Origin of the sequence: Brachybacterium endophyticum, assembly GCF_003130585.1 — a bacterium.
Classification (GTDB): domain Bacteria; phylum Actinomycetota; class Actinomycetes; order Actinomycetales; family Dermabacteraceae; genus Brachybacterium; species Brachybacterium endophyticum.
The window spans coordinates 451,016-470,681 of sequence record NZ_QFKX01000002.1; the positions used below are offsets into that span (position 1 = coordinate 451,016).

The window sequence follows — 19,666 nt, forward strand, 5'->3', positions numbered from 1 at the left end:
GGAGGCCCCGTCGATCGTGCTGCGGGGACCGCCTCGCCGAAAGCGTGACGCAGTTCACACCTGTGCTGTCCACTCCGACGGCTTCGTTTGTCGGACCCCCCGAGGAGCATGGCTCCATGGATCACGATGGACACCGCATCGGCCCCGGCGCCGAGCCGACGACGGGCAGCAGCACGGCCCGTCGCGCGGGTGCGCCGTCGGTCGGCGCGGTGTCGATGCGTGTGGTCCCCGGTGGGCAGATCCTCGCCACCCCACCGGTCGCGGGGATCGAGGAAGCGCCCACGGCGATCGACCTCGTCGAGACCGCGCGGGTGATCGGCGAGACCGCGACCGTGCAGGATGCGACCTTCACCGGCGCGGAGAACGGACTCGACGCGCAGGAGCTCTCGCGGGTGCTCTCCGGGATCGACCGGCTCACCTCCGCCCTCGCCGCCCTCGAGATGCGCACCATGACGGCGCTCGACGAGCGGATTCGCGCGGAGGATGCCGAGGCCCGGGTCCCCCTCAAGGAGCAGGGCCGGCGCACGGCGGGGGAGATCCGGATGGCCTCCCGCATCTCACCTGCCACCGCATCACGACGCCTGCGCTCGGGGGAGCGACTGGTGCGCGAGATGCCTCGCGTCTTCGGTGCTCTGGCCGACGGACGTCTTGCGGTCGATGCCGCCTACGCGATCGGTCGCGGCAGCGGCCCGGTCTCCCCGGAGCTGCGCCCGGCGGTCGACGAGGTCATCGAGACGCATCTCCCGGATCTCGAGGGCATCAGCACCGGCCGATGGAGCCAGGAGATCAGCGCGATCGCGCAGTGCCTCGAACCCGAGGGAGCGCCGGACCGCCACCGGGAGGCCGTCCGCGAGCGCAGTGTGAGCGTGACGCCGGGCGCTCACGGCATGGGCACCGTGAGCGCGCATCTCTCCGGGCTCGATGCCGCCGCGATCCGTCGCAAGCTGTCCCTGCAGGCCGAGTCCCTGCGCGCCCAGGGGGACCGGCGCACGCACGCCCAGATCATGGCCGACCTGTTCGCCGACACCCTGCTGGGACGCGACGAGACGATGGACCCCGTGCATCTCGACATCGGCGTCGTGGTCTCCGAGCGCAGTCTGCTCGCCCCGGAGCACGGCGAGCCCGCCCACCTCGAGGGCTACGGGGTCATCGAGGCGAGTCAGATCCGGGATCGGGTGCAGAGCCCTCGACCTGAGCGCCGGCCGACGGGTTCCGAAGCTCCTCTGGGAGCGCGCGGGCGCGCCGGGAACGGCGAGGTCGACACCGACGCCGTCGATGAGACGGCCGAGCAGAGAGAACTGCGGCTCGCCGCTCAGGTCGCTCGCGAACTCGCTGGTCACAGTGCTGGCGCAGCCCACTCCGAACAGGAACGTCCGCGCCCGCGCCTGGTCGCTCCTCCACAGGGCGCCGATCCCACGAGCGACCCGCAGCTGCCACCGCCGACGTCCACGGCCCCGCCGACCCCTCCGGCCCCGGCGGATCCGCCGGCCTCGCCGGATCTGCCGGATCCCGTCGCCACAGAGACCATCCATCACCTGCGACGCCTCTACACGCATCCCACGGCGGGCGAGCTCGTGGCCGTCGAATCGCGCTCGCGCGCCTTCCCGCCGGGGCTCGCGCGGCTCATCCGACTGCGCGACCAGCGATGCGCGGCGCCGTACTGTGATGCGCCCATCCGGCATCTCGACCACATCCGTCCCGTCTCCGAGGGCGGTGCGACCAGCGCCGAGAACGGACAGGGTCTCTGTGCGCACTGCAACCTCACCAAGGAGGTGCTCGGTCGGGTCGAGCACACGCCCACGGCCGACGGCCGCCACGCGGTGACCTGGACGACCCGGCTCGGCCGGACCGCGACGGTCTCGCCCCGGTCGCTCACGGGGCTTCCCCTGACCGGTTCACGCACGCAGCGACAGGACCAGGAAAGGGAAGAGCAGGAGGCAGTGCTCGCCTCGGCGGCAGCCAGGTCGGAGCGCGATGACGGAGTCCCCTCGCTGCCCGACGAGCTCCAGTGCACCGTGCCGACCGCCGACCCCGCCACGATCCTGCGGCGGCTCGAGGAGCTGCAGAGGGAGTCGTCAGCAGAGCCGGGTGGAGCGGAGCGCGAGGAGCGAGTCGGGTACGGCCTCGAGCCGGAGCCGGAGCCGACGATCGCGGAGAGCGAGGCGATGTACCGTGCCGCCGTCGCCTCGTGGCCTCCGGCGGGAGCGCTCGAGGACGAGGACGAGATCCTCGCCCACCTCGCGCAGATGGTGGCCTGACTGCCCGGGAGTCTCGCGGCCCGCGCCGGCCTGGCGCGGCCCGAGCCGGGCTCGTTCACATCGCCCGTGTCGTCCCGTCGACCTGCGGGACCTCGACCCAGGAGCGTGAGGCCGCCGATCGCACGATCGCGTCGGTGATCTCGGCCGCCGCCAGACCGTCGGCCGTCGTCGGGGCCACGAGCGCGCCGGCCCCGACGCCGAGACCGCCGGCCCCGTCGCCCGTGACTCCGTCACCGAGACCCCCGTCGCCGGCGTCACCGACGACCCCCGCGAGGAACTGCGCGCACTCGATGGCCTTGAGGTCGTCGAAGCTCATCGGGATGCCGGGACCCGGCTGGAAGCGTCCGTAGTCGCCGTGGCCTGCGCCTGCGAAGACCGTCGTGTAGCCGTGCTCGAGGCCGCCGTCGCCGATCATCACCTCGAACTCGTTCATGCGGGTGAAGGTCCAGCGGGCGGATCCCTCGGTGCCGAACACCTCGAGCACATAGTCGCTGCGGTGTCCGCGGGCGACCCGGGAGGATTCGAGCGTCGCGTGGGCACCGCCGTCGAGCGTCGCGAGGGCGGCCACCCAGTCCTCGTTGCCGACGGGTCCGCGCTCGTCACCCACCTCGACGCTGCCGTGGCCGACGCCGGTCGAGGTGGGGATCGGCCGATCGCGGATGAGCACGTCGGTGGTGGCGCTGACCTCGGTGATCGCCTGCCCGGTGACGTACTGGACCAGGTCCGAGCCGTGGGAGAGCAGGTCGGCGATCACGCCTGCGCCCGCCCGCTCGCGGTCGTAGCGCCAGGTCAGCGGTCCGTCGGGAGAGGCGGCGTAGTCGGCGTCCATCCGGCACCGCACGTTCGTGATCCGTCCCAGCCGGCCCTCCCGGACGAGCGCCCGGATGTGCTCGACCGCGGGCGCATGCCGATAGTTGAACCCGACCGCCGTGGCCACGCCCGCCGCGCGTGCCGCGTCATGGATCTCCCGGCTCTGGGCGGCGTCGACCCCCATCGGCTTCTCGATCCAGAAGGGTTTGCCGGCCTCGGCGGCGGCGAGGGCGAGGCCGCGGTGCAGGAAGTTCGGCGAGCAGATCGAGACCGCCGCGACCGACGGGTCGGAGAAGACGGCGGCCGCGTCGTCGACCGCGCGCTGGGCCTCGAACTGCTCGAGCGCGGCCCCCTGTGCCGCCGCGCTCGGGTCCGCGACCACCCGGAGCCGCGGCCGCAGACCGAGCTCGGGGAACCGGGCGGGAATCCGCTGGTAGGACGAGCAGTGCAGGCGACCCATCCAGCCCAGGCCGACCACGCCGACGCCCACCTCGCGCAGGGCGGCCATGCTCACTCGCCTCCGAGCTCGGAGAGGATCCGTTCGCGCATCCTGCGGTTGATCGCGTCGGCGTCCTCCTCCCATCCGAAGACGCACACCGAGACGGGGCCGTCGTACTCGCGCTCGCGCAGCGCGGCGAAGGCGTCGTCCCAGTCGATCTCGCCGTTGCCGATCTCGTTGTGCTGGTGCACGCGGGCGTCGATCCCGGGCGGGTTCACGATGTAGCGGTTGCCGACGTTCGCGGTGTGGTCGAAGACGTCGGCCATGTGCAGGTGCTTCAGCCGGTCGCCCGCGTAGTCGAGCATCGAACGGAGGTCCGCGCCGGGCCTGCCGGGGGATCCTCCGGCGAGGTGGAAGGAGTGGGGGAAGCAGAACTCGTAGTTGAACCAGTCGCGGTCGACGCCGCGCACGATCTGCACGGCCCGCTCGTTGGTCTCGGCGAAGTCGTAGGGGTGCGCCTCGACGGTGCACTCGATCCCGTAGCGTTCGAAGTCGGGGATCAGCTCCTCGATGGAGCGGTAGAACTGCGCCTCGCTGCGGCGCGACCGGTTCGGGTCTCCCGAGAGCTCGGCCGCGATCATCGGCACCTCGAGGGCGTCGGCGATCTCGAGCAGACGCCGCCAGTTGCGCACCTGCGCCTGACGCTCCTCCTCGTCGGGGCTGGACCAGTCGAAGACCGGGTTGAACGTCCAGATCCTCGTCCCGGTCTCGCGCATCGCCTGCTTCACCTCGGCGATCTGGTGGCGGTCGACCTTGGGGTAGTGGTGCCACTCGTGGAAGTCGGCGCGCGGGGAGAGCTCGATGTAGCGGAAGCCGAGCTCGGCGGACTTGTGCACCTCCTGCGCGACCGTCAGCTGCGGGTGGTACATGCTCGGGTCCAGCAGGACCTTCACCATCGGATGCTCCTTCGCTCGATCAGGGGAGGGGTTCGCTCACTTCACGCCCAGGCCGCACTCGGCCAGGAACTCGCGGGTCTTCACGGCATTGGGCAGCGGCAGCGAGGGATCGCACGGGTACAGGTCCTGCTCGCAGATCACGTAGAGCTCCCGATCCAGCGTCGCCAGCTTCGCGACCAGGTCCTTCATGTCGGGCAGCCCGGCCGGCGGTCGCACCGAGGCGCCCTTCGCGACGGCCTGTCCGAAGGGCCAGTCCTTCTCGTGGGCCTCGCGGGTGATGTCGGCGTCGAAGGCCTTGATGTGCACGTACCCGATGCGCTCGGGGTACTCCTCGATCATCGTCAGCGGGTCCCCGCCGCCGTAGACCACGTGCCCGGTGTCCAGGCAGAAGGAGACGAGCTCCGGGTCGGTCGCCTCGAACACACGGGCGATCTCCTCGGGGGTCTCGATATGGCTGTCCCCGTGGGGGTGCAGCACCATCGTCAGCCCGTAGTCCTCCTTCAGGAGCCGGCCCAGTCGGTTGGCGTTCTCGACGTACAGCCGCCAGGCCTCACCCGTCAGCTGACGGTCATCGGTGAACTCCCACGTCTTGTCATCGCGGTACAGGGGCGGCAGATGCACCATGTACTCGGCGCCGACGGCGGCATGGGTCTCGGCGATCGCGCGGAAGGTCCGCTCGGTCTCGGCCCAGGCCTCCTCCTTGTGCAGGATGCCCCAGCCGGTCCCCGCCACCACCCGGAACCCGTGCTCGTCCATCACATGACGCAGATCCGTGGCGTCCTTCGGGAAGTAGCCCCAGGGGCCGGTCTCCGTGACCGAGAACCCGGCCTGCGCCATCTCGGCCAGCGCCGTGCGCCAGGGGATCTGCTTCTCGTCCTCGGGGAACCACACGCCCCACTGATCGGGGCACACCCCGATGGTGAGGTTGTCGAACGGGGCCTCGGGATTGCGCGAGAGGTCGGTGCGGGCAGGGGCGCCCACGGCAGGGTCGGTCACGGTGCATCTCCTTCGATGGGTGACGGATGGATGTCGGCGCTCAGTCGTGCGTCGGGAAGCTCATCGAGGCCTCGAGGTGCTCCTCCTGGTGGGGCCAGCGCGAGGTCACGGCCTTCTGCTTCGTGTAGAACTCGAGGCCCTCGGGCCCGTGCGCATGGTGCTCGCCGAACAGCGAGTCCTTCCAGCCGCCGAAGGAGTAGTAGCCCACGGGGGTCGGGATCGGGACGTTGATGCCGACCATCCCCACCTCGATCTCCTCCTGGTAGCGACGGGCGTAGTGGCCCGACCCGGTGAAGATCGCGGTGCCGTTGCCGAAGCGCGAGGAGTTCACGAGCTCGACGGCCTCGTCGAAGTTGTTCACGTGCATGACCACCAGCAGCGGTCCGAAGACCTCCTCGGTGTACGTCGGGTGGTCGGCGGGCAGGTCGGTGACCACCGTCGGGCCCACGAAGTTGCCGTTCTCGTAGCCGTCGACGACCAGTCCGCGGCCGTCCACCACGAGCCGTCCGCCGGCCTGCTCGGCCTCGTCGGCCATGCGGATCACGCGCTCGCGGGCGTCCTTCGTGATCACCGGGGGCATGTCGGTGGCCGGATCGGAGCCGGGGCCGACGGTCAGTTTCTCGGCCTCGGCGGCGATCGCCTCGAGGAACTGCTCGTGGATGTCGCCCACGGTGACCGCGACCGGGACCGCCATGCAGCGCTCGCCCGCGGAGCCGAACGCTCCCGAGGCGACCTGCGAGGCGGCGAACTCGACGTTCGCGTCCGGCATCACGACGGCGTGGTTGTTCGCCCCGCCCAGGGCCTGCACGCGCTTGCCGGCGGCCGAGGCGGTCGCGTGCACGTGCTGGGCGATCGGGGTCGAGCCGACGAAGGAGACCGCGGCGATGTCCTCGTGGGTGCACAGCGCGTCGACCGTGTCCTTGCCGCCGTGGACGACCTGGAACACCCCGTCGGGCAGACCGGCCTCCTGGTAGAGGCGGGCGACGATGTTCGAGGCGGAGGGGTCGCGCTCCGAGGGCTTGAGGATGAAGGCGTTGCCGGTCGCGATCGCGATCGGGTGCATCCAGAAGGGGACCATCGCGGGGAAGTTGAAGGGCGTGATGCCCGCGACGACACCCAGCGGCTGGCGGAACGTGTAGCCGTCCACGCCCGTGGAGACGTTCTCGGAGAAGCCGCCCTTGAGGTCCTGCGTGATCGAGGTGGCGAACTCGAGGGTCTCCTGGCCGCGGGCGATCTCGCCCTTGGCGTCGGCCACGGTCTTGCCGTGCTCGCGGGAGATCACCTCGGCGATCTCGCCGGTCGCCTCGATCAGCAGCTGACGCATCCGGTACATGATCTGGGTGCGCTTGGACAGCGAGACCTGCGCCCACTCGCGCTGCGCGGTGCGGGCGACCTGCACGGCCTGGTCCACCGTCGAGGCGTCGCCGAGGTGCAGGGTCGCGATCTCCTCGTTCGTCGAGGGATCCAGGATGGGCTGGGTGGAGCCGGTGCTCGCGGTCTCGCGGCCGTCGATCCAGTGCTTGACGTCTGTCATGTCGTCCTCCGTGGTGGTGAGGTGCGGATGGTGCGGTGCACGTGGGTGGTGCAGGGGAGTGATGCAGGTGGAGCCGTGAGGGCGGGGCCGTGCGGGTGCGCCGCCTCCGGTGCGCTCACAGGTAGTGGCGCTGGGGCGCCTTCTCGCTCTCGTAGGCGGCCGACGCCTCCCGCGTCGACTCCAGGCGGGAGGTCTGGGAGACGGGCACGTCCCACCAGCCGATGCCCGGCGGGTTCGGGCCGTACAGGTCGGTGTTCACGACGATCGCGCTCGCGTGCTCGGAGGCCTCGGCACGGCGGAAGGCGTCGCGGAAGTCCGCGGTCGCGCTCACCTCGCTGACCTCGATGCCGTAGGAGCGGATGTTCGCGGCGATGTCCATCGGCAGCTTCTCGCCGTCGAGCAGTCCCGACTCCTTGCTGCGCATCCGGTAGCGGGTGCCGAAGCGCTGGGAGCCGTGGGACTCCGAGAGCGAGCCGATCGAGGACCAGCCGTGGTTCTGCAGGATCACCAGGATCACCTTGAGGTCCTCGGCGACGATGGTCGCGATCTCCTGCGGGGCCATCTGGAAGGTGCCGTCGCCGATGATCGCGACGACCTCGCTCTCCGGTGCCGCCATCTTCGCGCCCAGCGAGGCCGGCAGCTCGTACCCCATGCAGGAGTAGCCGTACTCGAGGTGGTACTGCAGCGGGGTGCGCGCACGCCACAGCGCCTGCAGGTCCCCGGGCATCGACCCGGCGGCGTTGATGACGATGTCGCTCTCGCCCATCATCTCGTTGAGCGCCCCGAAGATCTCCGTCTGCGCGGGCAGCTCCTGGTCGTGCGGGGCGAAGCAGGGGGCGATGCGCTCCTCCCACTGCTCCCGCAGCTCGCGGGCACGATCCTGGTGCTCCTGCGGCGCGCGGTATCCGTCCGCGGAGCCGGTCGTCCCCGCCAGCGCAGCGGTCAGCGCCTCGAGCCCGGTGCGGGCATCGGCCACGACCATCTCGGCCGAGTGCTTGGCCGCGTCGAACGCCTTGACGTTGAGGTTCACGAAGCGCACGTCGGGATCGCGGAACGCCGTGTGCGAGGCGGTGGTGAAGTCCGTGTAGCGGGTGCCCACGCCGATCACGACGTCGGCCTCCGCGGCGAGGGTGTTCGCGGCGTCGTTGCCGGTCGCGCCGACGCCGCCCACGCTCGCGGGGTGGTCGGCGCTGAGCGCGCCCTTGCCGGCCTGGGTGTCGGCGACCGGGATCCCTGTCGCCTCGGCGAAGGCCGCGAGCGCCTCGCTCGCCTCCGAATAGACGGCGCCGCCGCCGGCCACCAGCAGCGGCCGACGCGCGGATCGGATGACCTCGAGGGCGCGATCCAGCGCGGCGGGCTCGGGCACGGAACGCGCCACGTGCCAGGTGCGCTCGCGGAAGAACTCGAGCGGCCAGTCGTAGGCCTCGGCCTGGACGTCCTGCGGCAGGGCGAGGGTGACCGCGCCGGTCTCGGCCGGATCGGTGAGGACCCGCATCGCGGCGAGGGCGCTCGGGATCAGCTGCTCGGGACGCCAGATCCGATCGAAGTAGCGGGAGACGGGACGGAAGGCGTCGTTCACGCTCACGTCCATCGCGCGCTCGTCCTCGAGCTGCTGGAGCACCGGGTCGACCGCCCGGTTCGCGAACACGTCGCTGGGCAGGATCAGCACGGGGATGCGATCGATCGTCGCGAGCGCGGCGCCGGTCACCATGTTCGTGGAGCCCGGTCCGATGGAGGCGGTGCAGGCGAGCGTCTGCAGACGATTCCGGGTGCGCGCGTAGGCGACCGCAGCGTGCACCATGTTCTGCTCGTTGCGGGCCTGGTAGTAGGGCATCTCGGCCTCGCCCTCGGCGGGGTCGACCGCGTTCTGCAGGAGGGCCTGGCCCACGCCCGCGACGTTGCCGTGGCCGAAGATGCCGAAGGTGCCGGGGATCAGCCGCTGCCGCTCGCCGTCGCGTTCGGTGTGCTGCGCGGCGAGGAACCGGACCAGCGCCTGGCCGACGGTGAGCCGGACCGTGGGTGCGGCGGGGGACGGCGTCGTCGTGCCGCTGTGCTCGCTCATGCTGCCTCCGTGGACGATGCGGGCGGTGTGGGCCGCATGCTGCGGCCCGGGATCCGTGCCATCGCCGGGTCGAACGACGCGGCGATGGGTCGTGGCACCAGCATGCCGACATCTCTGCCGCCATGTCAATCTTTTGTACTGACAAGCGACAGCAACCCATGGCGTATCCGCCCTGGCGGACGTGGGTTCCCTGCCTGCGGAGTGCGTGTTAGGGTCATCCGCTATCTGCTGCGGCAGACACTTTGACCGGACAAGTTGCTCGCTGACGAGTGGACGCAGGAGCGCCCCGGTCCGCGCCGGATCCCGGCGCCACTCACGTTCCGAGGAGGGGACATGAGCACTCACCCCACCGCGGCCCCGTCGCGGCTGACGGCCATGGTCCGTCACACCCCGCCGACCGGCCGCCGCCGATCGATCGCGTTCCTCGCGGTCGTCGCGTGCCTGGGCGGATTCCTGTTCGGCTACGACACCGGGGTCATCTCCGGGGCCCTGCCGTACATGATGATGCCCGGCGAGGCCGGCGGGCTCGGGCTGAACTCCGTCGAGGAGGGCCTGGTCGGAGGGTTCCTGCTGGCCGGATGCGCCGTCGGCGCGGTCGTCGGGGGCCGGCTCTCGGACCGCTACGGGCGCCGGCACAACATCCTGCTGCTCGCGGTCGTCTTCTTCATCGGTGCGCTGGGCTGCGCGCTCTCGTGGCACATCGCCGTGCTCTACGTGTTCCGCTTCGTGCTGGGGCTCGCGGTGGGCGGTGCCTCCACGACGGTCCCCGTCTACCTCTCGGAGAGCGCGCCCCGCGAGGCGCGCGGCAGCCTGGTCGCCGTCGACCAGCTGATGATCGTCACCGGTCAGTTCGCCGCCTTCGTCATGAACGCGATCATCGCGAGCAGCCAGGGCGGGCCCTCGGCCGTGGTCGAGGACGACCCCTCCGGCACCTACGCGAGCGGCAGCACCCAGACCTGGGACGCCCTGTCCGGCATCGCCGGACTGACCATCTCCGACGGCAACGGCCATGCCTGGCGCTGGATGCTCGTGCTGTGCTCCGTCCCCGCGATCGGTCTCTGGCTGGGGATCCGCATGATGCCCGAGTCCGCCCGCTGGTACGTGTCCCAGGGCAGGATCCGTGAGGCCATCGGGAGCCTGAAGCGGCTGCGCACGGAGGGGCGCCACGACGTCGCCGCCGAGCTCGCCGAGATGGTCGAGGTCCACGAGGAGGAGAAGCACCGCGAGACGCTCTCCCTGCGCCGAGCGGTGCGCATCCCGTGGCTGCGCTCGATCATCGTCTTCGGCGGCATCTTCGCGATGCTCCAGCAGCTGACCGGCGTGAACACGATGATGTACTACGCGCCCCAGGTGCTGATGGCCGCGGGCTTCAGCTCGCAGGCCTCGATCATCCTGAACGTCTTCACCGGCATCGCCTCGGTGATCGGCTCCGGCCTGGGCCTGCTCGCCCTGCGCCGCTTCGGCCGGCGCCAGGTGCTGCTGGTCGGCCAGGTGCTCCTGACCGTGTCGCTGATCGCGATGACCGTGATCTTCCTGATCGGGATCAACCCCTACATGGATGCCGGCGGAGCGGTCTCCTCCGAGGTCCCGGGCTTCGTGCCCTACCTCGTGGTCGTCGTGATCGTGCTGTTCATGCTCGGCATGCAGTCCGGTCCCGGGCCCGTCATGTGGGTCATGCTCTCCGAGATCTTCCCGGGCGCCGTGCGCGGGGCCGCCAACGGCTTCACCGTCATGATCCTGTGGATCACCAACATGATCATCACCTTCGTGTTCCCGACCATCATGTCCGGCCTGGGTCCGGTCACCACCTACGCCCTCTTCGCCCTGGTCAACGTCGGCGCCGTGATCTGGTACTTCCTGCGCATCCCCGAGACCAGGACGTACACGCTCGAGGAGATCGAGCAGACCTTCCGCGAGGCGGGAGGGGTGAAGCGACTGCGCTGAGCCCGACGCTCCCCATGCACCCGTCACCCGTCGATCTCCCGCCGCACCACCTCTCGAGAGGATCCCGCTCATGAGCACCGCACCCCGCAGCACGACCCCCGGCAGCACCGAGCCCCTGTCCGTCGCCGTCATCGGTGCCGGCATGGCCGGCCGCACCCACGCCAACGCCTGGCGCCAGGCCACCACCGTCTACGAGCTGGGCCTGCCGCCGGTGCGCCTGGCGACGATCGCCGACGCGCACCTGCCCTTCGCCGAGGACGCCGCCGCCCACTACGGCTACGAGAACGCCGTGGGGGACTGGCGCGAGGTCGCCGAGGACCCCTCGATCGACATCGTCTCGATCGTGGTCGGCAACGCCCTGCACCGCGAGATCGCCGAGGCCATGGTCGCCGCGGGCAAGCACGTGCTCTGCGAGAAGCCGCTGGCCGGCACCCTCGAGGACGCCGCGGCGATGGCGGAGCTCGAGGCCGCGCACCCCGATCCCGTGCTCTCGACCGGCTTCACCTTCCGCCGCAACGCGGGCGTCGCCCAGCTCGCGAAGCTCGTGGCCGACGGCAACCTCGGCACCGTCAACCATCTCGACGCCCGCTACTCCTGCGACTACGGCGCGGACCCGCTGACGCCGATCGCCTGGCGGTACAAGGGGCCCATGGGCAGCGGCGCGCTCGGGGACATCGGCAGCCACCTCGTGGACACCGCCGAATTGATCGGCGGGCCGATCGCCTCGGTCTCCGGCGCCGTGCTGGTCACCTCGATCACCGAGCGTCCGGTCGCCTCCGGGGCGGTCGCCGGCGGCCGCGGCCTCACCGCGAGCGCCGATGACCCCACCGAGCCGGTCGAGAACGACGACGTCGCCACCTTCACCGCGCACTTCGCCAGCGGAGCCGCCGGCACCTTCTCGTGCTCGCGCGTGGCCTTCGGCAGGCCCAACCAGATGATGATCGACGTCGCCGGCAGCCGGGGGAGCGCGAGCTGGGACCTCGCTCGCGCCGGGGAGATCCAGCTGGCCGACGACTCCAGCCCGGCGGGCCTCGGCGGCTTCCGCCAGGTCCTCGCCAACCCCTCCTTCCCCTACTTCGACAAGGGGTCCTCGATGGCCTTCGCCGGCGTCGGCCTGAACCAGATCGAGCAGTTCACCTACCAGGCGCACGCCTTCCTGCAGCAGGTCGCGGGCATCACCGACGGGGCGCTCCCGGTCTGCGCGACCTTCGCCGACGGCTACCGCGAGATGCGGATCCTGGACGCCGTCGCACGCTCGGCCGAGAACGACGGCGCGAGCGTCGACGTCGCCTGAGCAGACCCGCTCGACCCGCCAGACCCGCCAGACCCGCTCGATCCGTACGACCCGCCTGATCCTCGATCACTGAACGGAGAACTCCATGGCATTCACCTACGGCGCCTACACCGCCTGCCTGCAGGACCGCACGCTCGAGGAGGCCCTCGAGGTCCTCGCGGGCGTCGGCCTGAGAGGAGCGGAGGTCAACACCGGAGGGTTCATCCCCTCACCCCACGCCCCCGTCGACCTCCTGCTCGCGAGCGAGCGGGCACGGCGCGAGTACCGCGCGGTGTTCGCGGCGGCGGACATGCAGCTCACCGGGCTCACCGTCTCGGGGAACCCGCTGTCCCCGCTGCCCACCGAGGGTATCGGCCACGCCGAGGACCTGCGCCGCACGATCGAGCTCGCCGGGGCTCTCGAGGTCCCCGAGGTGGTCGCGATGTCGGGCACGCCGGGCACGGACCCGGGAGCCGGGTACCCGGCCTGGATCGTCAACCCCTGGAACGGGATCGACCTCGAGATCCTCGAGTACCAGTGGTCCGTCGCCGTGCCCTTCTGGAAGCGGATGGACGCCCTGGCTCGCGAGCGCGACGTGAAGATCGCCTTCGAGCTCCATCCGCGCAACCTGGTGTTCTCCCCGCCCACGTTCGAGCAGTTCCTGGAGCGCGTCGAGCCCACGAACATCGGCGTGAACCTCGACCCCTCGCACCTGTTCTGGCAGCAGATGGAGCCGCTGGAGTGCATCGAGCGCCTGGCGGAGCACATCCTCCACGTCCACGCGAAGGACACCGCCGTGCTGCCCGGCGCCGGCACCCGCGGCGTGCTCGACACGGCCTTCGACCCCGTCCCCGAGGACCCCGCCGAGCGCACCCCCACCGGCATCGGCCACTGGTGCTCGAGCTGGCCGGCGGACCCGGCCTGGCGCTTCGTCGCGCTCGGCGAGGGTCACGACGTGGACTACTGGACCCGCTTCCTCGGCGCTCTCGCCGCCGTCGACCCGGATCTGACCATCAACATCGAGCACGAGGACGCCGCGTTCGACCGGATCGAGGGCATCGAGCGCGGTGCCCGGACACTGCTCGAGGCCGCCGCCCGGTCGGGTGCCTGAGCGCGCCGCCGCTGCCCACACCCGCCGTGGGCGGCACCCCGCCGGGTCCGGAGAGGAGAGATGACATGCCGCTGGTGCGGATAACGCTGCAGGAGGGCCGCACGGCCTCGCAGAAGAAGGAGCTCGCCGACGCCGTCCAGGAGGTCATGCTCGAGCACTTCTCGGCACCCCCCGGGGGACCGCTATCAGATCCTCGAGGAGGTGCCGGTGGGCAGCATCATCGCCGAGGACACGGGACTCGGCATCGAGCGCAGTCACGGCGCGACGATCATCCAGATCCTGCAGCAGGGGCGCTCGCAGGAGCAGAAGCAGGCGATCTACGCCCGGCTCGCCGAGCGTCTCGGGGAGGCGGGGCTGGTCCGACCCGAGGACCTCATCGTCTCGGTCGCCGAGAACGGCCGGGAGGACTGGTCCTTCGGTCACGGCCGCGCCCAGTTCCTCACCGGGGAGCCCTGAGGCCGGCCGCGCCGACCTCCGTGGTCCGCCGGCCGGTCCGACCCGACCCGACCCAAACTTTGTATGGACATATAGATCGCAGCGTGACAACATAGTCGCACCGAGCCGGACGGCACGAGGGCGTGCCCTCGGAGCGGACCGCACGTGTGCAGAGAGGCATCATTCCCATGGCATCAGCAGATCTCGACATCATCACCTTCGGTCGCAGCGGGGTGGACCTGTACCCGCTGGCCGTCGGGACGGGGCTCGAGGACGTCTACAGCTTCGGCAAGTTCCTGGGCGGCAGCCCCGCCAACGTGGCCGTCGCCGCAGCCCGGCTGGGGCACCGCCCGGCCGTGATCACCGGCGTCGGGGACGACCCCTTCGGGCGCTACGTCGTGGCCGAGCTCGAGCGGCTCGGTGTGAGCGGGCAGTTCGTCGTCACCGACGAGGTGCTGAAGACCCCGATCACCCTGTGCGAGATCTACCCGCCCGACGACTTCCCGCTCTACTTCTACCGTGAGCCCAGCGCCCCGGACCTGCAGGTCGCCCCCGAGGACCTCGACCTCGAGGCGATCAGCTCCGCACCGCTGTTCTGGTTCTCCGGGACGGGGCTGTCGGAGGAGCCCAGCCGCTCCGCGCACCACGCCGCCCTCGAGGCGCGCGGTCGCACCCGCCACACCGTCTTCGACCTCGACTACCGGCCGATGTTCTGGTCCTCGACGCAGGAGGCCCGCGAGGAGTACCACCGGGCGCTGCAGTACGCGACGGTCGCCGTGGGCAACCGCGAGGAGTGCGAGGTCGCGGTCGGGGAGACCGAACCCGAGCGCGCCGCCGACGCGCTGCTCGACGCCGGTGTGGAGGTCGCGATCGTCAAGCAGGGCCCCAAGGGCGTGCTCGGCAAGACCCGCGACGAGCGCGTCGAGGTGCCCCCGAACATGATCCAGGTGATCAACGGCCTGGGCGCAGGGGACAGCTTCGGCGGGTCCCTGTGCCACGGCCTGCTCTCGGGCCAGTCGCTCACCGAGACCCTCACCCGCTGCAACGCCGCGGGCGCGATCGTCACCAGCCGCCTCGAGTGCTCGACCGCCATGCCCACCACGGACGAGATCGACCAGCTGCTGGCGGGCGAGGACCCCAACCACGGCCGGACCATCGACGAGATGCTCGCGGGGATCCGCTCCCGGGGTCTCCAGGAGGGTGCTCAGCGATGACCGACAGCTTCGTGGACAGCTACGAGGAGATCACCCGGGTGCGCGTCCAGGACCCGGGCCGGATCGGACGGCTGCTCCGGGCACGACGACGCCGGACCGTCGCCGACACCGACGGCTCGCTGATGATCGTCGCGGCCGACCATCCCGCCCGCGGGGCCCTCGGCGTCGGCGATCGGCCCGAGGCCATGGCCAGCCGCACCGACCTGCTGGACCGCATGCGCGCCGCGCTCGCCGTGCCCGGCGTGGACGGCGTGCTGGGCACCGCCGACATCCTCGAGGACCTGCTGCTGCTCGGTGCGCTCGAGGACAAGGTCGTGTTCGCCTCGATGAACCGCGGCGGCCTGCAGGGCGCCTCCTGGGAGATCGAGGACCGCTTCACGGCCTACGACGCGGAGGCGATCGCGCAGGCCGGCTTCGCGGGCGGCAAGATGCTCACCCGCATCGACCTCGCCGACGATCGCACCTCGACGGCCCTGCAGTGGAGCGCCGAGGCGATCGACGACCTCGCCCGCCACGAGCTGATCGCGATGATCGAGCCCTTCTGGTCCTCGCGCACGGCCGGGAAGGTCGTCAACGACCTCAGCCCCGAGGCCGTGATCCGCTCGATCCACGTGGCCCAGGGGCTCGGCGCGACCAGCGCGTACAGCTGGCTCAAGCTGCCCGCCGTGGCCGACATGGAACGCGTCATGGACGCGACCACGCTGCCCACCCTGATCCTGGGCGGGGACCCCGGTGCGAGCGAGGCCGAGGCCGTCTACGCGAAGTGGCGCAGCGCGCTGGCGCGGCCGAACGTGCGCGGACTGGTCGTCGGCCGCACCCTGCTGTACCCGGGCGACGACGACGTCGAGGCCGCGGTGGGCACCGCGGTGCAGATGATCCGCTGAGAGACGAGGCGAAGGAAGGCGAGACGATGAGTGAACTGCACATCCCCGCGGGGTCCTCGGCGCAGGGCCCCTACGACACCGTCATCGACCCGGGGGAGCGGGAGGACTGGGCCCACACCGGCCTGCGTGTGCTCGCCCTCGAGCCCGGGGGATCGGCGCACCTGGGCACCGGCCGCACCGAGATCATGGTGGTCCCGCTCAGCGGGTCCTGCCACGTGAGGGTCACCGACCGCGCCGGCGACCACGAGTTCGACCTGGCCGGGCGCAGCGACGTGTTCTCGGCGGCGACCGACGTCGCCTACGCGGGCATCGAGTCCGAGCTCGCGGTCAGCAGCTCGGGCGGCGGCCGGTTCGCGCTCGCGATCGCGGTCGCGACGGCCTCCCACCCCGCCGCGAGGATCGCCGCCGAGGACGTGCCCGTCGAGATCCGCGGCGGCGGGAGCATGACGCGGAAGGTGCGGAACTTCGGGACCGTCGGATCGTTCGACGACTGCGACTCGCTGATCGCGTGCGAGGTCATCACCCCGGGCGGCAACTGGTCGAGCTACCCCGCCCACAAGCACGACACCACCGTCGAGGACCCCGAGCACCCCGAGTCGGACCTCGAGGAGATCTACTACTACGAGATCCAGGACGCCCCCGACGGCGGTCCCGGCTTCGGCTACCACCAGACCTCCTCCACCGACCCCGAGCGGCCGATCGACACCCTGGTGGAGGTCCGCGCGGGCGACGTGGTGCTGGTGCCCCACGGCTGGCACGGACCCTGCGCCGCCGCCCCCGGCCACGACATGTACTACCTCAACGTGATGGCGGGCCCCGCGCCGCAGCGGGCCTGGAACATCACCGACCATCCCGATCAGACCTGGGTGCGCGGCACCTGGGAGGACGCCGGGCCCGACCCCCGTCTGGCCGGCGAGGCCTGAGAGCGCCCGAGCGCGATCCGACATCCACGTCCCGAAGGAGAGACACCCCATGAGCAGCAGTGAGCAGGACGCGTCCGCAGCGCCGGCCGACGTCCGCGTCGGCGTCATCGGCGTCGGCCAGATGGGCGCCGACCACGTCGTGCGCATCCGCGACCGGATCAAGGGCGCCCGCGTCAGCGTCGTGACCGACTACCTCCGCGAGAAGGCCGAGGAGATCGCGGGCACGGTTCCCGGCGCCCGCGTCGTGGACACCCCCGAGGAGCTCATCGCCGCGGACGACGTCGACGCCGTGCTGATCGCGAGCCCCGGCGCCTTCCACCGCGACCAGGCCATCGCCTGCATCGAGGTGTCCAAGCCGGTGCTGTGCGAGAAGCCGCTCGCCATGAACCCCGAGGACGCCTACCGCGTGGTCGAGGCCGAGCAGGCCTCCGGCGGCGCGTACGTCTCGCTGGGCTTCATGCGCCGCTTCGACCGCGACTACGCGGAGCTCAAGGACGCGATCGACTCCGGTGAGCTCGGACAGATCAGCGTGCTGAACTGCAAGCACCGCAACGCCACCACGCTGCCGGGCTTCACCGACACGATGATGGTCTACGACTCGGCCGTGCACGAGATCGACGCGATCCACTACTTCCTCGACGAGCCCATCACCGCGGTGCAGGTGGTGCTCCCGCTGCCCGGACCACGCGCGGACGAGGGCCAGCACGATCCGATGCTGCTGCTGTTCCGCACCGCATCCGGTCGCATCGTCACCGATGAGCTCTACGTCAACACCGGTTCGGGCTACGAGGTGCGCACCGAGGCGCTGGGCTCGAAGGGCATCGCCACCATCGGCCAGGAGAGCGGCCGCATCACCACGCACCGCGAGGGCGGCCAGTGGGGCGGGGCGATCCCCGCCGACTTCCGTCCCCGCTTCCTCGACGCCTACGACGCCGAGGTGCAGGCCTGGATCGGCGCGGTCCGCGAGGGCACGAACGTGGCCGCACGCTCCGCGGGCGTCTGGGACGGCTACCTGGGCGCCGCCGCCTGCGCGGCAGCGGAGAAGGCCCTCACGACCGACGGCTTCGTGCCCGTGGACGTGCGCGAGCGGCCGTGAACCGGATGTCCGAGGCGGGCACCGAGATGCCCGAGACCCACACCGAGACCGGAGGACGATGATGTCCACACCCAGCGAACCCCGCCCCGGTGAGGGGACCGGGCCCCGACGGGGCGAGGTCCCCGCCACCGGCGAGATCCCCTCGCTCGTCGGCCGGATCAGGGCGTCCGGACGGCGCCGCGGACCGCTCGTGATCGCGGCCGTCGCCACCATGGGCTCCCTGCTGTTCGGCTACGACACCGGTGTGATCGCCGGCGCCCTGCCCTACATGCACCTGCCCGGCCCGGCCGGAGGCCTCGGCCTGAGCGCCGCCGAGGAGGGGCTGGTGACCTCGCTGCTCGCCTTCGGCGCGGCCGCCGGGGCCCTGCTGGGAGGTCAGCTCAACGACCGCATCGGCCGTCGTCGGGCGATCATGGTGCTCGCGATCGTGTTCGTCGTCGGCACGCTGGGCTGCACCTTCGCGCCGAACGTCGCCGTGATCGCGCCCTTCCGCTTCGTCCTCGGGATGGCCGTGGGCGGAGCCTCCTCGACGGTGCCGCTGTACCTCGCGGAGGCCGCGCCCAAGCGGATCCGCGGGCCGCTCGTCGCGATCGACCAGTTCATGATCGTCTTCGGGCAGTTCGTCGCCTACTCGATGAACGCGGTCATCGCGCGGATGCACTCCGCCCCGCAGGCGACCGTGCAGGACGACCCCTCGGGGAAGTACTCCTCGGGCGACGTCGTCTCCTGGGACGTGCTCCAGCACATCGAGGGGATCGTCGTCTCCGACGGCAACGGCGAGGCCTGGCGCTGGATGCTCGTGCTCGCCACCATCCCCGCGATCGTGCTGTGGGTCGGGATGCGCGTGATGCCGGAGTCCCCGCGCTGGTTCGCCGCGAACAAGCGCTACTACGACGTCATCGCGAGCCTGAAGGCACTGCGCGACCCCGCCAAGGACGACATCGCCGACGAGGTCGTCGAGATGGTCGAGCTCGAGGAGAAGCAGGCACGCCAGACCGAGTGGACGCTGCGGCAGGGGTTCACCCGGCGCTGGGCACGGCGACTGATCCTCATCGGCATCGCCCTGGGCATCTTCGACCAGCTCACCGGCATCAACACCGCCATGTGGTACATGCCCACGATCCTCGGCGCGGCGGGATTCTCGACGGCCGACGCGATCACGCTGAACGTCGTCACCGGGCTGGTCTCGGCGGTGGGGTCTGCGGTGGGGCTGTACGTGGTCTTCCGCTTCGCCCGGCGTCACGTGGGCATGGCCCAGGAGTTCGGCGTGGCCGTGGCCCTGTTCGTGCTCGCGGGCCTCTTCCACTTCGGCATCGAGCCCCACATGAAGGCCGACGGCAGCATCGCCGGGACGATCCCCGTCGTGGTGCCCTGGCTGGTGCTCGTGGTGGTCTCGCTGTTCGTGTTCGCCAAGCAGGCAGGGACCGTCACCTGGGTGCTGCTCGCGGAGATCTTCCCCGCGAAGATCCGCGGCGGGGCGCAGGGGATCTCGGTGGGCATGCTGTGGCTGTTCAACGGCATCGTCGCGGCCGTCTTCCCCTCGATGATGGCGGGCCTGGGCGGCGCGAAGACCTACCTGGTGTTCGCGATCATCAACGTCGTCGCGTTCCTGTTCTACTGGCGGATCGTCCCCGAGACCCGGGGCGTCTCGCTCGAGGAGTTCGAGGAGCGCTACCAGGCCACCCACGGGGACTGACCCCTGACGGGGGAACGACCCCGGCGTGGGGCGGC

15 protein-coding genes and 1 pseudogene are annotated in these 19,666 nt (G+C 71.1%); 11 read left to right on the forward strand and 5 right to left on the reverse strand.

Annotation, left to right across the window (positions count from 1 at the left end):
• The first annotated feature begins 116 nt into the window (after positions 1–116).
• Positions 117–2,258, forward strand: coding sequence for an HNH endonuclease (locus tag DEO23_RS06360; RefSeq protein ID WP_109275167.1), 2,142 nt, complete (start codon positions 117–119; stop codon positions 2,256–2,258).
• A 55-nt stretch (positions 2,259–2,313) separates the two neighbouring features.
• On the opposite strand, the gene DEO23_RS06365 is transcribed toward DEO23_RS06360, so the two are convergent.
• From DEO23_RS06365 to iolD, 5 genes are all read right to left on the reverse strand, one after another.
• Complete coding sequence (locus DEO23_RS06365) at positions 2,314–3,576, reverse strand: Gfo/Idh/MocA family protein (RefSeq protein WP_109275168.1); 1,263 nt, start codon at positions 3,574–3,576, stop codon at positions 2,314–2,316.
• Positions 3,577–3,578: 2 nt separating this feature from the next.
• On the reverse strand, positions 3,579–4,463 hold the full coding sequence (locus DEO23_RS06370; RefSeq protein WP_109275169.1) for a sugar phosphate isomerase/epimerase family protein: 885 nt from the start codon (positions 4,461–4,463) through the stop codon (positions 3,579–3,581).
• Between the two features lie 36 nt (positions 4,464–4,499).
• Positions 4,500–5,459, reverse strand: a complete 960-nt coding sequence (locus DEO23_RS06375) for a TIM barrel protein (RefSeq protein WP_109275170.1) — start codon at positions 5,457–5,459, stop codon at positions 4,500–4,502.
• 40 nt (positions 5,460–5,499) lie between these two features.
• Positions 5,500–6,993: a CoA-acylating methylmalonate-semialdehyde dehydrogenase gene (locus DEO23_RS06380; RefSeq protein WP_109275171.1), complete on the reverse strand. Its 1,494-nt coding sequence runs from the start codon at positions 6,991–6,993 to the stop codon at positions 5,500–5,502.
• A 115-nt stretch (positions 6,994–7,108) separates the two neighbouring features.
• Positions 7,109–9,055: a 3D-(3,5/4)-trihydroxycyclohexane-1,2-dione acylhydrolase (decyclizing) gene (gene iolD / locus DEO23_RS06385; protein WP_109275172.1), complete on the reverse strand. Its 1,947-nt coding sequence runs from the start codon at positions 9,053–9,055 to the stop codon at positions 7,109–7,111.
• A gap of 333 nt (positions 9,056–9,388) precedes the next feature.
• Here iolD and DEO23_RS06390 point away from each other — a divergent pair, with 333 nt between their 5' ends.
• The 10 genes and pseudogenes from DEO23_RS06390 to DEO23_RS06430 all read left to right on the forward strand — a co-directional run bounded on the left by DEO23_RS06390 (position 9,389) and on the right by DEO23_RS06430 (position 19,631).
• Positions 9,389–10,999, forward strand: coding sequence for an MFS transporter (locus DEO23_RS06390; RefSeq protein WP_109275173.1), 1,611 nt, complete (start codon positions 9,389–9,391; stop codon positions 10,997–10,999).
• 70 nt (positions 11,000–11,069) lie between these two features.
• Positions 11,070–12,293: a Gfo/Idh/MocA family protein gene (locus DEO23_RS06395; protein ID WP_109275174.1), complete on the forward strand. Its 1,224-nt coding sequence runs from the start codon at positions 11,070–11,072 to the stop codon at positions 12,291–12,293.
• Positions 12,294–12,378: 85 nt separating this feature from the next.
• Positions 12,379–13,383, forward strand: a complete 1,005-nt coding sequence (locus tag DEO23_RS06400) for a sugar phosphate isomerase/epimerase family protein (RefSeq protein WP_109275175.1) — start codon at positions 12,379–12,381, stop codon at positions 13,381–13,383.
• 65 nt (positions 13,384–13,448) lie between these two features.
• A pseudogene (locus DEO23_RS16335) lies at positions 13,449–13,508 on the forward strand (hypothetical protein); the annotation flags it as partial.
• Between the two features lie 82 nt (positions 13,509–13,590).
• A complete protein-coding gene (locus tag DEO23_RS16340; protein ID WP_240613253.1) occupies positions 13,591–13,839 on the forward strand; it encodes a tautomerase family protein in 249 nt (82 codons plus the stop codon).
• A 167-nt stretch (positions 13,840–14,006) separates the two neighbouring features.
• Positions 14,007–15,032 carry a 5-dehydro-2-deoxygluconokinase gene (gene iolC, locus DEO23_RS06410; protein ID WP_109275176.1) on the forward strand — a complete coding sequence of 342 codons (1,026 nt, stop codon included), beginning with the start codon at positions 14,007–14,009 and terminating at the stop codon, positions 15,030–15,032.
• On the forward strand, positions 15,029–15,916 hold the full coding sequence (locus DEO23_RS06415; RefSeq protein WP_109275177.1) for a Cgl0159 family (beta/alpha)8-fold protein: 888 nt from the start codon (positions 15,029–15,031) through the stop codon (positions 15,914–15,916). Before iolC ends, DEO23_RS06415 begins: the two co-directional genes overlap by 4 nt.
• Before the next feature lie 26 nt (positions 15,917–15,942).
• Positions 15,943–16,839, forward strand: a complete 897-nt coding sequence (iolB, locus tag DEO23_RS06420; RefSeq protein WP_109275178.1) for a 5-deoxy-glucuronate isomerase — start codon at positions 15,943–15,945, stop codon at positions 16,837–16,839.
• A 49-nt stretch (positions 16,840–16,888) separates the two neighbouring features.
• Positions 16,889–17,935 carry a Gfo/Idh/MocA family protein gene (locus DEO23_RS06425; protein WP_109275179.1) on the forward strand — a complete coding sequence of 349 codons (1,047 nt, stop codon included), beginning with the start codon at positions 16,889–16,891 and terminating at the stop codon, positions 17,933–17,935.
• A gap of 61 nt (positions 17,936–17,996) precedes the next feature.
• Positions 17,997–19,631: an MFS transporter gene (locus DEO23_RS06430; protein WP_205678885.1), complete on the forward strand. Its 1,635-nt coding sequence runs from the start codon at positions 17,997–17,999 to the stop codon at positions 19,629–19,631.
• Positions 19,632–19,666 lie beyond the last annotated feature (35 nt).

Coding starts and splice junctions, on each gene's coding strand:
- DEO23_RS06360 (WP_109275167.1), top strand. CDS start 117: ATGGATCACGATGGACACCGCATCGGCCCCGGCGCCGAGCCGACGACG.
- DEO23_RS06365 (WP_109275168.1), bottom strand. CDS start 3,576: ATGGCCGCCCTGCGCGAGGTGGGCGTCGGCGTGGTCGGCCTGGGCTGG.
- DEO23_RS06370 (WP_109275169.1), bottom strand. CDS start 4,463: ATGGTGAAGGTCCTGCTGGACCCGAGCATGTACCACCCGCAGCTGACG.
- DEO23_RS06380 (WP_109275171.1), bottom strand. CDS start 6,993: ATGACAGACGTCAAGCACTGGATCGACGGCCGCGAGACCGCGAGCACC.
- iolD (WP_109275172.1), bottom strand. CDS start 9,055: ATGAGCGAGCACAGCGGCACGACGACGCCGTCCCCCGCCGCACCCACG.
- DEO23_RS06390 (WP_109275173.1), top strand. CDS start 9,389: ATGAGCACTCACCCCACCGCGGCCCCGTCGCGGCTGACGGCCATGGTC.
- DEO23_RS06395 (WP_109275174.1), top strand. CDS start 11,070: ATGAGCACCGCACCCCGCAGCACGACCCCCGGCAGCACCGAGCCCCTG.
- DEO23_RS06400 (WP_109275175.1), top strand. CDS start 12,379: ATGGCATTCACCTACGGCGCCTACACCGCCTGCCTGCAGGACCGCACG.
- iolC (WP_109275176.1), top strand. CDS start 14,007: ATGGCATCAGCAGATCTCGACATCATCACCTTCGGTCGCAGCGGGGTG.
- DEO23_RS06415 (WP_109275177.1), top strand. CDS start 15,029: ATGACCGACAGCTTCGTGGACAGCTACGAGGAGATCACCCGGGTGCGC.
- iolB (WP_109275178.1), top strand. CDS start 15,943: ATGAGTGAACTGCACATCCCCGCGGGGTCCTCGGCGCAGGGCCCCTAC.
- DEO23_RS06425 (WP_109275179.1), top strand. CDS start 16,889: ATGAGCAGCAGTGAGCAGGACGCGTCCGCAGCGCCGGCCGACGTCCGC.
- DEO23_RS06430 (WP_205678885.1), top strand. CDS start 17,997: ATGTCCACACCCAGCGAACCCCGCCCCGGTGAGGGGACCGGGCCCCGA.